Consider the following 19,247-nt stretch of genomic DNA (forward strand, 5'->3'; position numbering starts at 1 on the left):
TTGGAAATAGCGTTCATCCGGAAATCAACTTCGCCTTCGGCGCACCCTCGAGCGAGTCCTGCGGCGCCGTGCCGAGGTCGCGATGTGTCACCGTGGGCGAAAACCCCTCGGCTTGCAACCGTCGCGCGATGCGGTCGGCGACATGGACCGAGCGATGCCGCCCGCCGGTACAGCCGATCGCGACGGTGACATAGGATTTCCCCTCCGCCCTGTAGCGTGGGAGCAACAACAGCAGCAGATCCTCGATCCGCGCCACCGATTCGGCATAGGCAGGGTCGCCCGCGACATAGGCCGCCACATCGGCGTCAAGCCCCGTGCCGGGGCGCAGATCCGCCACCCAATGCGGATTGCGCAGATATCGCATGTCGAAGACCAGATCGGCATTGCGCGGCAACCCACGGGCAAATCCGAACGACATGACCGACAGCACCGGCCGCCCCAGTTCCTCGCCGGCGAAGGTCGCGCGAATGGCCTGGGCCAGCTGGTTGGAGCTGAGGTCCGTCGTGTCGATGACGCGGTTGGCCCAGTCGCGAAGCGGGGCGAGCATCTCGCGCTCGCGCGCGATCCCGTCGCTCGCCGGGCGGTCGAGCGCGAGCGGATGCCGGCGCCGCGTCTCGGAATAGCGTCGGTCGAGCTCGGCACCGGCGCAGTCGAGAAACAGCGCGCCGATATCGGTGCCCAATTGGTGCTGCAGCGCCTGGATGCGGCCGATCACCTGCGCCGCGTCGAACCCGCGAGTGCGCGTACCGATGCAGATCGCGAGGGGGCGGTCGGCGCCGTCGGACCCGGCCGGTGCCTTCGTCTCCAGCAGCCGCTCGATCAGCGTCATCGGCAGGTTGTCGACCGTTTCCCAGCCGAGATCCTCCAGCGTGCGCAGGACGGTCGACTTGCCCGCACCCGACATGCCGGTGACGAGCAGGATCTGCTGCGGCATCGTCATGAGCCGTTTCGCCCGTGGCGCAGCGCCCATTCGACCTTGATCGGTGCCGATGGCTCAAGCGAGGGCAGGGCGATTTCGCGCACCTCGACCCCGGCAAGGACACGCTTGCGCCCGCCCGCTGGCATCCGCGGCGGGGTTTCGGTGATGGCGACCAGCATCGCAACCGGCATATCGACCACATGCGACAATTCGACGATGCCGATCCCGCGAATTTCCATCTTCCCCGCCAGATTGTCGGGCGGCCGCGCGATCAGGTCGGCGCCGCGCCGCAGCAGCATCGTATAGTCGTCACTGACCAGGCGCGCGCCGCGATCGATCAGGCGGAGCGCCAGGTCGGATTTGCCGGTACCGGATCGTCCCTCGATCAGGACCGCCTGCCCGTCGATGGCAACGCAGCTGGCATGGATCGTTTCGCTGGACAGCGATGCCATCAGTCCCGTCCCGCCAGCGGCAGGCGGACGACAAAGGCGGCGCCGGTCCGCCCATCCTCACGCGATTCGACCATGATGCTGCCACCATGCCCCTCCACGATCGTCCGGGCAATCGCGAGGCCCAGCCCCGAATGCCGGCCAAAGGCTTCGCTCGCCGGACGCACCGAATGGAACCGGCGAAAGATTGATTCGCGATCCGCCTCGGGGACGCCGGGGCCTTCGTCTTCTACCCGGATCTCCAGCATGTCGTCGGCGCGCGTTGCGGCCAATATGATGCGGCCCCCGTCGGGGGAGAAGGAAATCGCGTTGTCGACAAGGTTGTCGAACACCCGTTCCAGCCGCGCGCCTTCACCATAGACGTTCAATGGTCCGCCGTCATCGGGGCGGAAGGAAAGGCGGATGCCGCGCTCGACCTCGCGCGCGTGGCGCCCGTCGATCAATGCGGTGATCATCGCGCCGACGTCGACACTTTCGAATTTCGCCCGGCTCAACTGCGCATCGAGCCGCGACGCGTCGGAAATATCGGTAATCAGCCGGTCGAGTCGATGGACGTCGTCCCGCACGACCGCCAACAGCTGTTCCTGCAGCGCCGGATCCTCGACCCGCGCGAGCCCGTCGACTGCCGAGCGCATCGATGCCAGCGGGTTCTTCAGCTCATGCGTCACGTCGGCTGCGAAAGCTTCGGTCGCGTCGATCCGGGCGCGCAAGGCCCCGCTCATGTCGGACAGGGCCCGCGCGAGCAGGCCGATCTCGTCGCGGCGGTCGGGCAGGCGGGGGACGACGACTTCGCGCGCGCGGCCCAACCGGACCCGGACCGCCGCGCGCGCTAGGCGGCGCAGCGGGCGCACGATGGTCCGGGCGAGGAACAACGACAACAGGATCGACAGCAGCGAGACGATCGCCAGCACGACGAACAGGCGGAACCGCTCGTTACGGACGGTCGTGGTGATGTCGCGGGCGTTGGCGGTGGTGAAGACGATGCCATCGCCGTAGCGTGCCGCTGCGGTGATGACGGGCGTTCGGTCCGGCGCCCGCCATACGCTCGCGCGCGCCACCGTCGGGTCGAGCGCGGCGGCGACGTCGGGCCAGTCCAGCCCGTTGCGTCGCTCGCGAAACAGCGGCGCGCGGGTGGCACCGACGATGGTGTCGATCGCGCCGTCCAGAAAGCGCGCCACGTCTTGGCGCCACGGGTCCTTGTCGGGATCGCGCAGGATCGCGTTGGTCGATCCGCGCGTCCGGGTATCGTCGAGCAGCCGCCCGTTCGGGTCGTACAGCCGCAGCCGGGCACCGGTGTCGCGGGCATAGCCCATGATCAGCGCACCGCGTTCCTCTGTCGGCACGGCTGCTATCGCATCGGCGATCAACCGCGCCTCGCGACTCGCCTGGGCGATGCGGCTGTCGAGAATGCGGCTGCGGAAGCTGTCGAGATAGAAGAACCCGCCGGCGAGCATCGCGAGCGCGATGATGTTCACCGCCAGAATGCGTGGCGTCAGTGAAACGCGCGCAGACCACGTCAGCGACAGGTCGCGGGGGGAAGTGGGGTCGTCGGAGGGCATTCAGAATCCTCCCCTGGTAGGGGAGGTGGCCGGCGAAGCCGGTCGGAGGGGTGTCGCGCTATCGAGGGGGGGACAACCCTCCGTCATCGCTTCGCGATGCCACCTCCCCGCGGAGGGGAGGACGGGCATGGGTTGCAACCTCACTCGTCCGAAAACCGATATCCGGCCCCGTACAGCGTCTCGATCGCGTCGAACTCCGGGTCGACCTCGCGGAACTTGCGGCGCACCCGCTTGATGTGGCTGTCGATCGTGCGGTCGTCCACGTAGATGTCGTCCTGATAGGCAGCGTCCATCAGCTGGTTGCGCGTCTTCACGATGCCGGGCCGCTGCGCGAGCGTTTCCAGGATCAGGAATTCGGTGACCGTCAGTGTCACCGGATTTCCTGCCCAGGTTACGCGGTGGCGTGCCGGGTCCATGACCAGGCGGCCGCGCTCGATCGGCGCCTGTCCTTCCTGCGCCCCTGCTTCCACGCCCATCGGCGCGCCTTCGGTACGGCGCAGGATCGCACGGATGCGAGCGATCAGGAGCCGCTGGCTGAACGGCTTGGCGATATAATCGTCCGCGCCCATCGCCAGACCCAGCGCCTCGTCCAGTTCGTCGTCCTTGCTGGTGAGGAAGATGACGGGGACCATCGACTTCTCGCGCAGGCGGCGCAGCAGCTCGAGCCCATCCATCCGCGGCATCTTGACGTCGAGCACGGCCAGGTCGGGAGGGTTGTCGAGCAGCGCCTTCAGCGCCGTCTCGCCATCGGAATAGACGCGGGTCAGAAACCCTTCCGTCTGCAGCGCGATCGAGACCGAAGTCAGGATGTTCCGGTCGTCGTCGACGAGCGCGATCGTTGCGGTCATGTGACGGCGTTAGTCGAGAAAAGCACCGTCCTCAACAGTGACACCGGTAGCAGGTTTGACCCTCCCGAAACCCACCGATAAGCGCCGGGGACCAATGACAACATACGTATGCATCGGCGGTCAGCCGGGCACGGAGGAGAATAGAGTTGAGCGATCGCGTTCCTGACGCCGGCCTCGAGTCGCAGGGCATCGAAACCCGCGCCGACATCCACTGGAATCTCGTCACCGCCCGTCTGGTCGACGCCGCGCTGCGCCGGAACGAGGGGAAGCTGAGCGCCGACGGCCCACTGGTGGTCGAAACCGGTCCGCACACCGGGCGCAGTGCGCAGGACAAGTTCATCGTCCGCGATGCCGAAACCGAAAACACCGTGTGGTGGGGTAAGACCAACAAGGGTATGCTCCCGGAACATTTCGCGGCGCTGAAGGAAGACTTCATGACCGCGCTGAAGCGCCGCGAAGACCTGTACGTGCAGGATCTGTACGGCGGCTCGCAGCCCGAGCATCGCGTCAAGGTGCGCGTCATCAACGAACTCGCCTGGCACAATCTGTTCATCCGCACGATGCTGGTCCGCCCGGAGGAGCAGGAGCTGCGCGGCTTCGTGCCCGATTACACGATCATCGACCTGCCGAGCTTCCGCGCAAATCCGGCACGGCATGGCACGCGCAGCGAGACGGTGATCGCGGTCAACCTGACCGAGAAGCTGATCCTGATCGGCGGCACCCGCTATGCGGGCGAAATGAAGAAGAGCGTCTTCGGCCTGCTCAACTATCTGCTGCCGACGACCGGCGTCATGCCGATGCATTGTTCGGCCAATATGGGCGCCGACGGTTCGACTGCGGTGTTTTTCGGCCTCAGCGGCACGGGCAAGACGACGCTGTCGGCCGATCCGAAGCGCACGCTGATCGGCGATGACGAGCATGGCTGGTCGGATACCGCCGTCTTCAACTTCGAAGGCGGCTGCTATGCCAAGATGATCCGCCTGTCGGAGGACGCCGAGCCCGAGATTTTCGCGACCACCAAGCGCTTCGGCACCGTGCTGGAAAACGTCGTGATGGACCCGGTTACGCGCCAGCTCGACCTCGACGATGCAAGCCTCGCCGAGAATTCGCGTGGCGCCTATCCGATCGACTTCATTCCGAACTCGTCGGAAAAGAACATGGGCGGGGTGCCGAAGAACATCATCTTCCTGACTGCCGATGCGTACGGCGTGCTGCCCCCGATTGCGAAGCTAACGCCCGAACAGGCGATGTATCATTTCCTGTCCGGCTATACCGCGCGCGTCGCCGGCACCGAGATCGGCGTGACCGAGCCCGACGCGACCTTCTCGACCTGCTTTGGCGCGCCGTTCATGCCGCGCCATCCGAGCGTCTATGGCAATCTGCTGAAGGAGCGGATCGCCAAGGGCGGGGTCGATTGCTGGCTGGTCAACACCGGCTGGACCGGCGGCAAGTACGGCGTCGGCAGCCGCATGCCGATCAAGGTGACGCGCGCGCTGCTCGACGCGGCACTCGACGGCAGCCTGAAGGACGCCGAATTCCGCACGGACGAGAATTTCGGCTTCCAGGTGCCGGTCGCGGTGCCGGGAGTCGATTCACAGATCCTGAACCCGCCCGAAACCTGGCCCGATGCGGCCGACTATGACGCGACGGCGGCAAAGCTGGTCGGCCAGTTCACGGAGAACTTCGCGCAGTTCGCGGACCATGTCGACGAAGGCGTCCGCCAGGCCGCACCGAAGGTAACGCGACAGGCGGAGGCGGCTTAAAAAATCCTCCCCGGCAAGGGGAGGGGGACAGGCGAAGCCGGTGGAGGGGCTTACGGAGTACTCCCCAAGCCCTTCCGCCACCGCTTCGCGCCCCCCCCATTCTGGGGAGGATTTCTTCACGCCCCGATCATCCGGTCCGTATCGCGCGCCACGAAGCTCAGCGGCCGTGACCCACCGCCCACCACCATGTCGTTGAACGCGCGGTAATCGAACCGCGCGCCCATTGCCGTCTTGGCGCGCTCGCGCTGGCGGTTGATCTCGCTGTGGCCGACCTTGTAGCCGCACGCCTGGCCGGGCCACACGCAATAGCGATCGATTTCGCTCGTCACGCCCTCGACGGTGTCACCGGTCGCTTCCGCGAACCATTCACGCGCGTGATCGCGGGTCCAGCGTTTGTAGTGGATGCCGGTATCGACGACCATCCGCGCCGCGCGGAACGCCATCGAGTCGAGATAGCCGAGCCGCCCGGCCTTGGATTCGATGCTGTCGCCCTCATACACCCCCAGCTCACCCGCCAGCTGCTCGGCATAGAGCGCCCAGCCTTCGACATAGGCGCTGAACCCGTCGCCGATCAGCGTCCCGAGCAGCGGCTGCTTCTGGTTATATTCGCCCTGCCAGACATGGCCCGGCAGCGCTTCGTGATAGGTCAGCGTCGGCAGATTGTACTTGGTGTGCCGCGCCGGGTCGCGCAGGTTGATCCAGAACCGTCCCGGGATGCTGCCGTCGAGCGACCCCGGTCCGCCATAGGCGCCCGGCGCGCCGATCTCCTCCGCCGGCGCGATCCGCCGCACCTCCACCGTGCCGCGCACGAGCGTGTGAAACGCGTTCGGCAGCCGCGGGCGAATGTCGGCGATGCGTCCTTCGATGAACTTCAGGATCTCCGCGCGGCCCGCGTCGCCGCTGGCAAAGGTGAACCGCGGGTCCTTGTTCAGCGTCCGCATGCGTGCGCCGACCGATCCCTGGGTCAGTCCCATCGATCGCAGGATCGTGTCCATCTGGCGGTGGTAGTCGGCGTGCTGGCGCAAGCCGTCGGCATGGACCTCGTCGGGCGTCATCCGCGTCGTCGTCGCCGCGCGCAGCGCCCAGGCGTAATAGGCCTCCCCCTGCGGCAGCTTCCACGCCCCGGCATCGCTCTTGGCCCGGGCGCGGTGCACATTCAGCTCGGCGATCTGGCGATCGAGCGCGGGCAGCACGCCGCTCGTGATGATCCGCTCCGCCCGGGCGGCCCAATCGCCGGGGATGCCGGCTGCCTTCCTGGCGAGCGCGGTGACCACGACCATCTGCGCCGGTGGCTCGTTGCGGGTCAGCGTCATCGCAGCGAGCGTCTTGTCGAGGATGAAATCCGGCGCGATCACACCGCGTCCGCGGTCGATCTTTAGTCGTGCGGTTTCGCCGTCCAGCTGCTTCGGCCACGACGCCAGGCGGGCGAGATAGGCGTCCGCGTCCGCCGCCGTCTTGATCGGATGGTCGCCCTCGAGGAACTTGGGCGTATCGAGGTAGCTGCCCATGTTTTGCGCGACCACATAGGGTCCGTTGCGCCACCCGGCGACCGACGGGTCCCCGTAGCCGAAGGCGAAGCCGTCTGCACTCGTGCGGTACGCCGCCAAGGCGACCTCCGCGGTGCGCGTCGTCGCCGCATCGCCGGCACCCGCGACGACCGCCTGCAGCCGCGGTATCGCGCCGCGTAGCCACGCCTCGACCCGCTTCGCCCCGGCGGGGCTCAGGTCCATCAGCTGCGAGCGAAGCCCGGCCCGCGCGCCGGTATCGATGCCCAGCGATGTGGCGCGGTCGGGAGCGAGGCGCAGCCATTCTTCCGCCAGCACATCGATTACCGACGCCGGCTGGGCGGGACGGGCCGCCGCGGGCATGGCCGCGATCAGCGTCGATCCGGCACCGGCGGCCAGGACATCGCGGCGGGAAAGCAACATCACTTCGTCTCCAAGGGGGAAATGGCTTCGACGACCAGCGCGGTGTCGCGCACGCCGGTCACGCGGACGCGCGCGCCGACCGGCGCATCGGCACCGATCGCGATCCACTCGCTGTCTCCGACGCGCACGCGTCCCCGCCCACCGTCGATTGCCTGGGTCACGGTGACGACGTCACCCAGAAGTCGCACAACGCGGTCGTTGAGCAGCGGATCGGCGCTCTCCGGCCGGGTGTCGGCATACCAGCGGCGCCCGGCCAGCACGGCGATCACCGACCAGGCGGTGAAGCCCAAAAGCTGGCCCCAGAGCGGCAGCTCGGGAAACAGCAGCAGGAAGAGGCCGACGACCGCTGCCGCCGCCGCCAGAAACACGAGGAACACGCCCGGCACGATCAATTCCGCACCACCGAGCAGCAGCGCGGCGATCAGCCAGAACAGGCCGGGCGTCATGGTCACGCGTCGGGCGCCTGCACGCGCGGAACGGACGGCGTAGGCTCACGCTTCGGCGGCGTCGGCGCCGCGCCACCCAGCGCTTCCTTGGCGAGCTCGCCAATCCCACCGAGCGTTCCGATCAATTGCGTCGCTTCGACCGGGAACAGGATCGTCTTCGCGTTCGGACTGGTTGCGAACTTGCCCACCGCCTCGACATATTTCTGCGCGATGAAATAGTTAAGCGACTGGGTGCCGCCCTTTTCGATCGCATCGGACACGACCTGGGTCGCCTTCGCTTCGGCCTCGGCGGCCCGTTCGCGCGCCTCCGCGTCGCGATATGCCGACTCGCGGCGCCCCTCGGCCTCCAGGATGCGCGCCTGCTTCTGCCCTTCGGCACGCAGGATTTCCGACGCGCGGCTGCCTTCCGCCTCCAGGATGTTCGCGCGCTTTTCGCGCTCGGCCTTCATCTGGCGACCCATTGCGGCGACGATGTCGGCGGGCGGGCGGATGTCCTTGATCTCGACGCGGGTGATTTTCACACCCCATGGCACCGTCGCATGATCGACCACCGACAGCAGGCGCGCGTTGATCTCGTCGCGCTTCGACAGTGTCTCGTCCAGGTCCATGCTGCCCATCACGGTCCGCAGGTTGGTCGTCGTCAGCTGGAGCAGCGCGACATAGAGGTCGCTGACCTCATAGGCCGCCTTGGGCGCATCGAGCACCTGGAAGAAGACGACGCCGTCGGTGGAGACGATCGCATTGTCCTTGGTGATGATTTCCTGACCCGGAATATCGATCACCTGCTCCATCATATTCACGCGGCGGCCGACGCGGTAGAAGAAGGCGGGGTAGAAATTGAACCCCGGTGACGCGGTGGTCGTGTACCGGCCGAAATGTTCGATCGTATATTGATAGCCTTGCCGCACGATCTTGATCGACGCGAACAGGTAGAAGACGACGATCAGCAGCGCGACCAGGGCGGCGACGGTCAGTTCCATGTCGGCGATTCCCACTCCCGTTAAGCGCAAAGGGGTAGCATAAGCGCCGGCGATGACCACTCCCCGTCGCCTCGCGCCCCGATCGCTCCTGTTCCTGCCGGCCTCCAACCCGCGCGCGGTCGCCAAGGCGCGGACCCTGGCGGCGGACGCGGTGCTGCTCGACCTGGAGGATGCCGTCGCGGATGACGTCAAGGCAGCAGCACGCGCCGCGGCGGTGGCCGCGGTGAAGGAGGGCTTCGGCCCCCGCCTCGCCGCGATCCGGGTAAACGCGGTCGGTCATGGCGAACATGACGCGGACGTCGCCGCCGTGGCCGCTTCGACCGCGGACCTAATCGTCTTGCCGAAGGTCGAGCGCCCCGAAGATGCTGGAGCGGTCGCCGGTGCCAGTGGCAAGCCGCTGCTCGCGATGATCGAAACACCGCTCGGCGTGCTGGCCGCAGCGGAGATCGCCGCGCAGCCAGGCGTCGTCGGCCTGATCGTCGGCACCAATGATCTGCGCGCGACGCTCCGCCTGCCGCCCTCGGCCCCGCGTGAAAGCCTGTCCCACGCCCTCCAGACGATCATCCTCGCCGCCCGCGCGAACGGCGGCTGGGCCTTCGACGGCGTCTACAACCGCCTCGACGATGCGGAAGGATTTGGTGAAGAGGCGAGGGCGGGGCGCAACCTCGGCTTCGACGGCAAGACGCTGATCCACCCGTCTCAAGTCGACCCGTGCAACATCGCCTTCGGCCCGACGCCGGAGGAAATCGAGGAAGCCCGCGCTCTGATCGCCGCCTTCACCGGCGGCGCCGAACGCTTCCGCGACCGGATGATCGAAGGGATGCACGTCGATCAGGCGCGGGCAGTTCTTGCTCGGGGGGAGTGAAGCAGATTTGTTCAGAGAAGGCGCGAAGGTGCTAAGAAGAATTGGTTTTACGCAGAGGCGCTGAGGTGACGTGCTCGCCGCGACAGCGGCTCTAGAATGCGGCGGTAACGCCCTGCGAAACGTGGCGAAGACATAGCGCGCTGGCGCGCGCGAACGATCTCTGCGCCTCCGCGCCTCCGCGTGAATCTCCCTTCTTCTCTTCGCGCCTTTGCGCCTTCTCTGAACCAATCTTCTTCCTTCTTCCCCGCGCCCGCCCGACCGAAGGACTAGCGCCCGTCACCCCGCTTGGTTACATGGCCCGCCAATTCTCGACTCGACCCAGATTGGCGCACCCATGATCGACATCCCCTACGGCCTGACCTTCGACGACGTGCTGCTGGTGCCGGCCGAAAGCGAAGTGCTGCCGTCGATGGCGGATACCCGCACCCGCGTGACGCGCGATCTGGCGCTCAACATTCCGATCCTGTCGTCTGCAATGGACACGGTCACCGAAGACGCGATGGCGATCATGATGGCGCAATTGGGCGGCATCGGTGTGCTGCACCGCAATCTGACCGTCGAGCAGCAGGTCGCGGCGGTCACCGCGGTCAAGCGGTTCGAAAGCGGCATGGTCGTCAATCCGATCACCATCCGCCCTGACGCGACGCTGGCCGAGGCGCAGGCGCTGATGACCCGTCACCGCATCAGTGGCATTCCGGTCACCGAAGCGTCGGGCAAGCTGGTCGGCATCCTGACGAACCGCGACGTCCGCTTCGCCGAAAACCCGAACCAGCCCGTTGCCGAGCTGATGACGCACGAAAATCTCGCGACCGTCAGCGTCGGCGTTAGCCAGGAGGAGGCGCGCCGTCAGCTCCACCAGCGCCGTATCGAAAAGCTGCTGGTCGTCGACGACGTCTATCGCTGCGTCGGTCTGGTGACGGTCAAGGACATCGAGAAAGCGGTGACCTATCCCGACGCGACCAAGGATGCCGCCGGCCGGCTGTGCGTCGCGGCCGCGACCACCGTCGGCGACAAGGGCTATGAGCGCACCGAGGCGCTGATCGACGCCGATTGCGATCTGATCGTCATCGATACCGCGCACGGCCACAACAAGGACGTCGCGCGTGCGGTCGAACGCGTGAAGGCCCGCTCGAACCGCGTCCAGGTGATCGCCGGCAACGTCGCCACGGCGGAGGCGACCCGCGCGCTGATCGACGCGGGCGCTGACGGCGTGAAGGTCGGCATCGGCCCGGGCTCGATCTGTACCACGCGCATCGTCGCCGGCGTCGGCGTGCCCCAATTGACCGCAGTGATGAACGCCGCGGAAGAAGCCGCCAAGGCGGGGGTGCCCGTCATCGCCGACGGTGGTCTCCGCACCTCGGGTGATCTGGCCAAGGCGCTTGCGGCAGGTGCTTCCACCTGCATGGTCGGCTCGCTGCTGGCCGGGACCGAGGAAGCTCCCGGCGAAACCTTTTTGTATCAAGGCCGTGCGTACAAATCCTACCGCGGCATGGGAAGTGTCGGCGCCATGGGCCGTGGTTCGGCCGACCGCTATTTCCAGGGCGACATCAAGGATCAGCTGAAGCTGGTGCCCGAGGGGATCGAGGGTCAGGTCGCCTTCAAGGGCTCCGCGCGCGAAGTCATCCACCAGCTCGTCGGCGGCATCAAGGCGGCGATGGGCTACACCGGGTCGGCCACCATTCCAGACCTGCAGCAGCGCGCGCAGTTCGTGCGGATCACCGGCGCAGGGCTTCGTGAAAGCCATGTCCACGACGTCACGATCACGCGGGAAGCGCCGAACTACCCGACGCGGGGCTGAGGGCGTCTTCCGCCAACCAATCTCGCCGTCACCCCCGCGCAGGCGGGGGTAAATTCTGGCTGGCGTCGCGAAAAGAGCCGCTCGACCAGCCAAAATCGATTCCCGCCTCCACGGGAATGACGGCTGATAGCGTCGGTTCTGCCAACAAACCGCTGGCAAAGTTGGAAGCGATTTGCTCCACGCGAGTGATGCCTTCTGACCTCACTGTTATTAGTTTCAAAATGAAACCTATATTCCGGCACGAAACCGCCTCTTGGCGTGAACTTCGTGAACTTCGGGTCCGTGTCGCATGACCCCCGCCGCCCGCACCCAGGCCGCGATCGAACTGCTCGATGCGATCGTCACCGCCGCCCGTGACGGTGGCCCGGCGGCCGACACGCTGATCGCCCGCTACTTTGCGCAGCGCCGCTATGCCGGCTCGAAGGACCGCCGCGCTGTCCGAACACTCGTCTACGATGCGATCCGCAGCCTCGGCGAGCGCCCGGCCAGCGGCCGCGCGGCGATGCTCGCACTGGCGAAAGACCGGCCTGAGCTGGCCGAGACGTTCGACGGCAGCGCGCACGGCCCGGCCCCGATTGATGCGAAGGAGCAGGCCGCGCTTTCCGGTGTCGCGCCCGCGTGGCTGGTGGATGGGTTGCAGCGCTCCGGCCTCGACCGTACGCAGCTGACTGCGCTGCTCGACCGAGCGCCGCTCGATATCCGCGTCAACACGCTGATGGGCAGCCGGGACGACGCGCTCGCTCTGTTCGACGGCGCCGCGCCGATCGATCGCACGGCCGCCGGGCTTCGTCTTCCCGCCGACACTGCGGTCGAACGCTCGCCGGCGTTCGAGGGCGGCCTGATCGAAGTGCAGGACGCGGGCAGTCAGATCGTCACCACCGTCGCCCAGGCCATGCCCGGCATGACCGTGGTCGATCTGTGCGCAGGGGCCGGCGGCAAGACGCTGGCGCTCGCCGCGCTGATGGCGAACGACGGCCGCATCGTCGCGACCGACACGGATCGCGCCCGGCTTCAGCGCCTCCAACCCCGCGCCGATCGCGCCGGCGTGACGATCGTCGAGACGCGACTGCTCGATCCGGGCGAGGAAGCCGATGCATTGGCCAACCTTACGGGGGCGGCCGACGTCGTGCTGATCGACGCGCCCTGTTCGGGGACCGGCACCTGGCGCCGAAATCCGGAGGCACGGTGGCGGCTGACCGCGCCGCGGCTCGAGCGTCTGGTCGCGACCCAGGCGCGGTTGCTCGACCTCGGCGCGACGCTGGTGAAGCCGGGTGGATCGATCACATACATCGTCTGTTCACTGCTGGACGCCGAAGGTCGTGCGCAGGTCGACGCCTTCCTGGCCCGGCATCCGGGCTGGGCGGCGGAGGGGCCGGCGGCGGGCACGGCGCACGGTGCAGGCGCTCGATTGGCGCCGGCAACCGACGGGACCGACGGCTTTTTTGTCGCACGCCTGCGGGCTGCGTGATAACTTTGCCCGTGATGATCGGGTGGGAGACTGTGATGCGTTATCTTTCGGTCGCGGCGGCAGTGGGCCTGACGCTCGTCTCGCTCTCGACGTCGCTCCACGGCCAGCGCCGCGACGACCAGATCGATCCGCGTTCGGTCGCGTTGCTCGAAAAGGGCCGCGCTCTGAAGGCCGCGGGCAATCTGTCGGGTGCGACGGACATGGTCGAAACCGCACTGGTCGTCGATCCGCGCAACCGCCCGGGCTTCCTGCTGCTTGCCGAAATCGCGCGCGCGCAGAATCTGCCGGGCAAGGCGATCCGCCTGTACCGCGAGGCTTTGCTGCTCGAACCCAACGACGTCGCAGCGCTCAAGGGGCAGGGCGAAGCGATGGTCCAGAAGGGTGCAGTCGAGAAGGCGAAGGAAAATCTCGCCAAGATCCAGAAGCTGTGCGCCGCCAAGCCCTGCGCCGAGGGCGCGCAGCTTTCGGCGGTGATCGCGAAGGGTCCGCCGGTGGTCTCGGCCACCGCGCAGGTGGCGAAGCAGGACGCGACGAAGGTGCCCGAGGCTCAGAATTAACCGAGCAGGCGGGCGACCGCGACGAACTCGGCCACGCTGACCGTTTCCGCCCGCCGCGCCGGGTCGATCCCGACCACTTCCAGCGCGTCGAGGGCACCCGGCACCGCTTTCAGGCTCTGCCGCAGCATCTTGCGCCGTTGACCGAACGCCGCCGCTGTCAGGCGCTCCAGCGTCGCGATCCGCACGCCCTCCGGCGCCTCGGTCGGAACGATGTGAACGACCGCCGACATGACCTTCGGCGGCGGAGTAAAGGCGGAGCGATGAACCGGCATCGCGATCCGCGCGGTCGAGCGCCATTGGCTGAGCACTGCCAGCCGGCCGTAATGGTCGCTACCGACCGGGGCGACCACGCGCTCGGCGACCTCCTTCTGGAACATCAGCGTCAGGCTTGCCCACCACGGTGCCCATTCCGCCGAGAGCCAGCCGACAAGCAGGGGCGTGCCGATATTGTAGGGCAGGTTCGCGACGATATGCGGTCGGCCGGTGAACAGGCTGCGATGGTCGATCGTCATCGCGTCGCCTTCGACGACGGTCAGCTTGCCCGGATAGGCCGCCTCCAGCTCGGCAAGCGCGGGAATGCAGCGCCGATCCCGTTCGATCGCGGTCACGCGCGCGCCTGCTGCCAGTAAGGCGCGGGTCAGGCCGCCGGGACCGGGGCCGATCTCCAGGACCTCGGCATCGGTCAGGTCACCCGGGATCGCTGCGATACGGGCCAGCAATTGCCCGTCGAACAGGAAATTCTGCCCGAGCGCCTTCGATGCGGCCAGGCCGTGGCGCGCAACGACGTCACGCAACGGGGGTAGGGTTGGCGGCGTCATGCGTCGGATCGCCTCAGGCGACAGCGCGGCGCGCGGCAGCGTCGCCGGCAAGGCGGATTGCCGCGATCGTCGCGCCTGCTTCCGCCATCCCCTTGCCCGCGATGCCAAACGCCGTGCCGTGATCGGGAGAAGTCCGGACGATCGGCAGGCCGAGCGTCATGTTGACACCCTCGTCGAAGTGCAATGCCTTCAGCGGGATCAGCGCCTGATCATGATAGAGGCACATCGCAGCGTCATATTGCGCTCGGGCGCGCGCGTGAAACATGCTGTCCGCCGCCATGGGGCCGACCGCGTCGATCCCTTCCTCGATCAGCTGCGCGATCGCCGGCTCCAGGACGTCGATCTCCTCTCGCCCGATCGCGCCCGACTCGCCCGCGTGAGGATTGAGGCCGGCAAAGGCCAGTCGCGGGCGCTCGATACCGAAATTGCGGTGAAGCCCCCGCGCGGTTGCCCGGGCCTTCGCCAGGATAAGTTCGACGGTCACCAGCCGTGGCACCTCGGCCAGCGCGACATGGGTCGTGATCGGCACGACCCGCAACGTCGGGCCGGCAAGCATCATCACCGCATTTTCGCGCGCGATGCCGCAACGTTCGGCGACGAACTCGGTCTGGCCGGGATGGGTGAAGCCGATACGGTAAAGCTCTGCCTTCGAAACCGGCCCCGTCACCAGTGCGCAGGCCGCACCCGAGCGGGTCACGCCAACCGCAAGCTCCAGCGATTCGATGGCGCAGCGGGCCCCATCGACGTCAGGCTGCCCCGGCACGATCGCACCGGCGTCCGATACGGATAGAACCGGCAACGCGTCGCCGAACACCGGGACGGCTTCGGCAGGGGCAGCGATCCGGGCGATCGGCCCCTTCCACACGGCCGAGATCGCCCGCACGTCACCGATCGCGAAGAAGGGAGGTAGGGCGTGCACACCCCGCGCGTCCCACGCCTTTGCGATCGTCTCCGGCCCTATGCCGGCCGGGTCGCCCATCGACACGGCAATCGGCGCCATGTCGGGGCGGGCGACCCCCGTCACCTTAGCGATACTCGACGACCGCGTCGCGACGCAGGTCGCGCAGCATGCGCTGGGCGCGCAGGTTCACGCGCGTGTCTTCCAGCTTCGCCACGACCTGCTCGACAGTCGGCAGGTTAGCCGCCTTCGGATCATCGCGACCGCACAGCACGAAGGCGCGCACGCCTTCCTTCGGGTCGCCGAAGATCGGCGTCGACTGGCCGATCTGCATATTCAGAATGACGTCCTGCAGCGCTGGCGGCAATTCACGGGCGCTGATCGAATCATTGTCGACGACCTCCGCTCCGATTTCCTCAGCGATCTTGGCGACGCTGCCGCAGCCGTTGATCCGCTTGACGGCAGCCGCCACGACCGAGCCGCGCTGGCTGGCCTGAGCTTCGCTGATGCCGTTAGGAAACTTCACCGTCAGCTGGCGCAAAGCGAGCTTGGCATCGCGCGGATCGACGGTCAGCACCTGCCGCTTGTCGACGAGATACAGGATCGAATAGCCGCCCGGCACTTCGATCGGTCCGGCGATCTGCCCGACCTGCAGCCCCGCGGCCGCGGTCTGCAACTCCCGCGGCAGGACGTCGAGGCGCACCCAGTCGAGGTCGCCGCCAACCGCCTTGGTCGATGCATCGGAGAAATTGCGTGCAAAATATTCGAACGGAGCTCCACCGCGCATCTGTTCGATCATCTTGCGGCTGGCATCGACGACTTCCTCGGCTGGCCGCGACGCGTCGACACGCAGGAAGATTTCGGCGAGGTGATATTCCTCGGTGCCCTTGGCGGCTTCGAGGCGGGCGATCATCGCCTTGGCCTCTTCCTCGCTCACGTTGACCTGCGGGCTGACCTTCTTGCTCAGCAGGCGGTTCCAGGCGAGATCCCCTTCCAGCTGGCGCTTGAGCGCGCGGTCCGACGAACCCATGCCGCGAAGCAGCTTCGTCAGCTCCTCCGGCGTCTTGTTGAAGTTGCGCGCAACGCGGGCGTAGCTCTGATCGATCTGCGACTGCGGAATGGTGATGTCGTTGGCCTTGGCCTCCTGCACCTTCAGCGTATCGTCGACCAGTTCGCGCAGCATCTGCAACTTGACCTGATCGACCTGATCCGCCGGCAGATTGACCTTCCGGCCGTTCTGGATTTCGCTGAGGCCGATCGTCATCGCCATGCGCTGATCGACATCGGTGCCGGTCAGGACCGATCCGTTGACGATGGCGGTGGGCTTGCGAACATTCGGGTCGGCCTTGCCGAAAATCTGCAGGTTCTGCGGCAGGTCGAGCCCGGTCGAAGGTACCTGGCTGTCGGGCACCGTCTGGGCCGCCAGCGCACCCGCTGCCGCCGTCGTCAAAAGCGCCGCGATCTGTGCGGCCGGGCGGCTGAGCCGCACCAGGTGAGAAACCTTCGTCACGTCGTTTCTGCTATCCCGTCATGCGCCCAAAGCGCGAATGGAAATGTCGCTATACACCAATTCCGGCTGAACCGTGGCTTACGCGACGTCAGCGACCCAAATTCTTGAGTGACAAGGTCAGGAGATAGCTGTTCCCCCGACGCGCGTCGCCGCGATCCTGATAGTCGCGCCGCCACGTCACGCCAAGCCTGAGACAATCGTCCTCATATGTGACGCCGACACGGTGTCGTACCGGATCAAACCCTTGCGACTGAGACAGCGGGTCTTCTGCGCGATCTGTCAGGTCGATCGTGGCCGATCCGAAGGCGGACCAGAAGCGAGCGAACTGCACCCGTCCGCCGACCCGCGCTTCCTCGCGGTCCTGCAAGTCCTCGAGCGTGGGATCGATATTCCGGTCGAGCCGCAGATAGCCGAGCAGGACATAGGTCGAGCGGGTCCCGATCGTCGCATCGATCTCGTTTCGACGGACGGCAAACCCGTCTTTGTCGACCCGGTAGCGGTGGATCAGCGACACGAAATCACGGTAGCGGATCGTCGTGCGACCGATGATGTCGGAAAAGCGATCCGACAATCCGGTACCGTCGGGCAGGATCGATAGGCGATTCGACAGGCGATAACTCTGGCCGACATTCGCCTCGACCGAGATGCCGGGCAGGTCGAGCGCATAGTCAACGCCGTAGGTGAAGCGGGCGGTATCCTCGAACCGGTCGTAGCCGGGGAAGCGATTGAGCGCGAAAAGGTTCGAATCCTCCAGCTCGACCGCCCGCGCGTCTTCGTTCGGTATCGACAGGTTTGCGATCTTGGGGCTCGCGACGATCTGCGCGCGCGGGGTCACGCGCTGGGTTCCGCCCAGAAAGTTGCCGATGAACGGCCATTTCACATCGACCGCGAGCGCGCCGATGGCCCGGCTCGAAAAACCCTCCTCGCCGCGGTAGCTGGCAACCGTCGTCGCCAGCACGTCATTGGCGTTATACACATCGCCGCGAGCGAAGGCGGTGAAGGTGACTTCCTGACCCCAACGGGTCAGTCGGCGCAGATCCCACCGCAGCGATGCAAAGGCGCGTTGCGTGTCCTGCCCTTCGGGCCGAGTCAGGGCCAGTGTGTTGAGCTGAAGAAGCGCCTGTCCGCCGAGGAGACCAGTGATGCGACGGCGATAGTCGATCTCCGGCAGAGCGATCGGCTGAACGCTCTGGTTCTCGGTCAACCGCATCGTCTGGGTCGACCAGCCCGCGATCGAGAGATAGCTGTCCGCGTCGATGCGTTCGACCCGGACCGTCGATCGCAGACGGTCATCGCGCGAAATGTCGTACCGCCGCAGGAACGTCTTGTCGGTGACGAGTCGGATCGATTCGCTGACGCTCCACGTCGGGCTCAGCTGGAAGCGACCGGCGCTGTCGAGGTAACCGCGAAAGGCATATTCGGTCGTGCCGGTCAGGCCGGCGATCGCCGGATCGTCGCTCCGCCGGCTTGAGGTCGCCCAGGCCGCGACGCGAAAGGCGCCGAGTGGGTTGAGTTCGCGATATTCCGCCGACAGCATAGGCACCGCATTGGTGAAAATCCGCGGCGTGACGGTAAGGTCGCGATTATCGCCAAGTTCGAAGAGATAGGGCAGGCCGATCTCGAGCCCGTTGACCCGGCCGATCCGAATGTCCGGCAACAGCAAGCCGCTGGCCGGACGCCCGCCGATCGGATGCGAGAAAGTCGGCAGGGGGATGGTCGGCAGACCGAACAGCGACAGCCGCGCCCCCTTGTACCGGATCCGCCCCGCCTCGGAATCGTAGACCACGCGCACCGCGCTGATCTTCCACGACGGCTCCTTCGGGCAGCCCGCACTGTTGGTCACGTTGCACGGTGTGTAGGCGGCGTCCTCGACAGTAATGACACCGCCGTCCGCCCGGCTGCCGCGCCGGGCCGCGATGCGCCCCCCCTGTTCCAGGACGACGAGCATATTCTCGATCACGCCGTCCTTCAGCGAGTCGGTGAGCTCGATCCGATCGCCGTACGCGACATCGCCGCCCGGATTCGTGACAGCGATATTGCCGTTCGCGATTACCTGTCCGGTCTTGCGGTTCCACGTCACCGTGTCGGCCCGCAGGCGGTCGGCTTGGCGGAACATTCGGACGTCACCCTTGGCGGTGACGATGTCGTCTTCGAACTGATACTCGAGCGTGTCGGCGCTGAACTGTACCTGGTCGTCCCGCGCTGGAAGTGACACCTCGGACGGCGGCGGGGGCGCAACCGATCGATCCTGCAGATCCTGGGCAGCGGCCGGAAGCGCAATCAGCGCAAGCGCCAGGGCGCCGGACGACAGCAGGGCAGGACGCTTCACGAAACTCGAGTCTCCACACGGGCGCCCTCGGCCCATCCCGGCGCCCTATCGCACCGGAAGGGCTTGCCCGCAATCACCGTGTCGGTGCTTTGCGAAACCGATCGGCCATGCC

Annotated in this window: 16 protein-coding genes; 5 read left to right on the forward strand and 11 right to left on the reverse strand. The window is 66.7% G+C overall.

Annotated features, from left to right (window positions below; genetic code table 11):
• Positions 1 to 13: 13 nt before the first annotated feature.
• The 4 genes from rapZ to JW805_07805 all read right to left on the reverse strand — a co-directional run bounded on the left by rapZ (position 14) and on the right by JW805_07805 (position 3,775).
• Complete coding sequence (gene rapZ / locus JW805_07790) at positions 14 to 970, reverse strand: RNase adapter RapZ (protein ID MBN2971916.1); 957 nt, start codon at positions 968 to 970, stop codon at positions 14 to 16.
• Positions 937 to 1,371 (reverse strand): serine/threonine protein kinase, encoded by a 435-nt coding sequence (locus JW805_07795; protein ID MBN2971917.1) that lies wholly within the window; start codon positions 1,369 to 1,371, stop codon positions 937 to 939. Before JW805_07795 ends, rapZ begins: the two co-directional genes overlap by 34 nt.
• Positions 1,371 to 2,927, reverse strand: a complete 1,557-nt coding sequence (locus tag JW805_07800; protein MBN2971918.1) for a sensor N-terminal transmembrane domain-containing protein — start codon at positions 2,925 to 2,927, stop codon at positions 1,371 to 1,373. The genes JW805_07795 and JW805_07800 overlap by 1 nt, the downstream gene beginning before the upstream one ends.
• Positions 2,928 to 3,067: 140 nt before the next feature.
• Positions 3,068 to 3,775 carry a response regulator transcription factor gene (locus JW805_07805; GenBank protein MBN2971919.1) on the reverse strand — a complete coding sequence of 236 codons (708 nt, stop codon included), beginning with the start codon at positions 3,773 to 3,775 and terminating at the stop codon, positions 3,068 to 3,070.
• A gap of 146 nt (positions 3,776 to 3,921) precedes the next feature.
• On the opposite strand from JW805_07805, the gene JW805_07810 reads away from it, so the two are divergent.
• A complete protein-coding gene (locus JW805_07810) occupies positions 3,922 to 5,538 on the forward strand; it encodes a phosphoenolpyruvate carboxykinase (protein ID MBN2971920.1) in 1,617 nt (538 codons plus the stop codon).
• A 116-nt stretch (positions 5,539 to 5,654) separates the two neighbouring features.
• Here the strand turns inward: JW805_07810 and JW805_07815 are convergent, their stop codons facing one another.
• From JW805_07815 to JW805_07825, 3 genes are read right to left on the reverse strand one after another with little or no spacing between them, the layout of a single operon-like run.
• Positions 5,655 to 7,406, reverse strand: a complete 1,752-nt coding sequence (locus JW805_07815) for a DUF885 family protein (GenBank protein MBN2971921.1) — start codon at positions 7,404 to 7,406, stop codon at positions 5,655 to 5,657.
• A gap of 59 nt (positions 7,407 to 7,465) precedes the next feature.
• Complete coding sequence (locus JW805_07820) at positions 7,466 to 7,918, reverse strand: NfeD family protein (protein MBN2971922.1); 453 nt, start codon at positions 7,916 to 7,918, stop codon at positions 7,466 to 7,468.
• Positions 7,915 to 8,892, reverse strand: a complete 978-nt coding sequence (locus tag JW805_07825; protein MBN2971923.1) for an SPFH/Band 7/PHB domain protein — start codon at positions 8,890 to 8,892, stop codon at positions 7,915 to 7,917. Before JW805_07825 ends, JW805_07820 begins: the two co-directional genes overlap by 4 nt.
• 52 nt (positions 8,893 to 8,944) lie before the next feature.
• Between JW805_07825 and JW805_07830 the strand changes: the two genes are divergently transcribed.
• The 4 genes from JW805_07830 to JW805_07845 all read left to right on the forward strand — a co-directional run bounded on the left by JW805_07830 (position 8,945) and on the right by JW805_07845 (position 13,580).
• Positions 8,945 to 9,757, forward strand: coding sequence for a CoA ester lyase (locus JW805_07830; GenBank protein MBN2971924.1), 813 nt, complete (start codon positions 8,945 to 8,947; stop codon positions 9,755 to 9,757).
• A gap of 334 nt (positions 9,758 to 10,091) precedes the next feature.
• Positions 10,092 to 11,555: an IMP dehydrogenase gene (guaB, locus tag JW805_07835; GenBank protein MBN2971925.1), complete on the forward strand. Its 1,464-nt coding sequence runs from the start codon at positions 10,092 to 10,094 to the stop codon at positions 11,553 to 11,555.
• A 289-nt stretch (positions 11,556 to 11,844) separates the two neighbouring features.
• Positions 11,845 to 13,023 (forward strand): RsmB/NOP family class I SAM-dependent RNA methyltransferase, encoded by a 1,179-nt coding sequence (locus JW805_07840; protein ID MBN2971926.1) that lies wholly within the window; start codon positions 11,845 to 11,847, stop codon positions 13,021 to 13,023.
• A 35-nt stretch (positions 13,024 to 13,058) separates the two neighbouring features.
• Positions 13,059 to 13,580 carry a hypothetical protein gene (locus JW805_07845; GenBank protein ID MBN2971927.1) on the forward strand — a complete coding sequence of 174 codons (522 nt, stop codon included), beginning with the start codon at positions 13,059 to 13,061 and terminating at the stop codon, positions 13,578 to 13,580.
• Here the strand turns inward: JW805_07845 and rsmA are convergent.
• The 4 genes from rsmA to JW805_07865 all read right to left on the reverse strand — a co-directional run bounded on the left by rsmA (position 13,577) and on the right by JW805_07865 (position 19,135).
• Positions 13,577 to 14,398: a 16S rRNA (adenine(1518)-N(6)/adenine(1519)-N(6))-dimethyltransferase RsmA gene (gene rsmA, locus JW805_07850; protein ID MBN2971928.1), complete on the reverse strand. Its 822-nt coding sequence runs from the start codon at positions 14,396 to 14,398 to the stop codon at positions 13,577 to 13,579. The two genes, JW805_07845 and rsmA, sit on opposite strands and share 4 nt — an antisense overlap.
• A gap of 13 nt (positions 14,399 to 14,411) precedes the next feature.
• Entirely contained in the window at positions 14,412 to 15,398 is a 987-nt protein-coding gene (pdxA, locus tag JW805_07855) for a 4-hydroxythreonine-4-phosphate dehydrogenase PdxA (protein MBN2971929.1), read from the reverse strand.
• Between the two features lie 25 nt (positions 15,399 to 15,423).
• The gene (locus JW805_07860; GenBank protein MBN2971930.1) at positions 15,424 to 16,806 is read right to left on the reverse strand and encodes a peptidylprolyl isomerase; all 1,383 of its coding nucleotides are present in this window, start codon (positions 16,804 to 16,806) and stop codon (positions 15,424 to 15,426) included.
• Positions 16,807 to 16,894: 88 nt separating this feature from the next.
• Positions 16,895 to 19,135: an LPS-assembly protein LptD gene (locus tag JW805_07865; protein ID MBN2971931.1), complete on the reverse strand. Its 2,241-nt coding sequence runs from the start codon at positions 19,133 to 19,135 to the stop codon at positions 16,895 to 16,897.
• Positions 19,136 to 19,247: the final 112 nt, after the last annotated feature.

Source organism: Roseomonas aeriglobus (genome assembly GCA_016937575.1).
Classification (GTDB): domain Bacteria; phylum Pseudomonadota; class Alphaproteobacteria; order Sphingomonadales; family Sphingomonadaceae; genus Sphingomonas; species Sphingomonas aerigloba.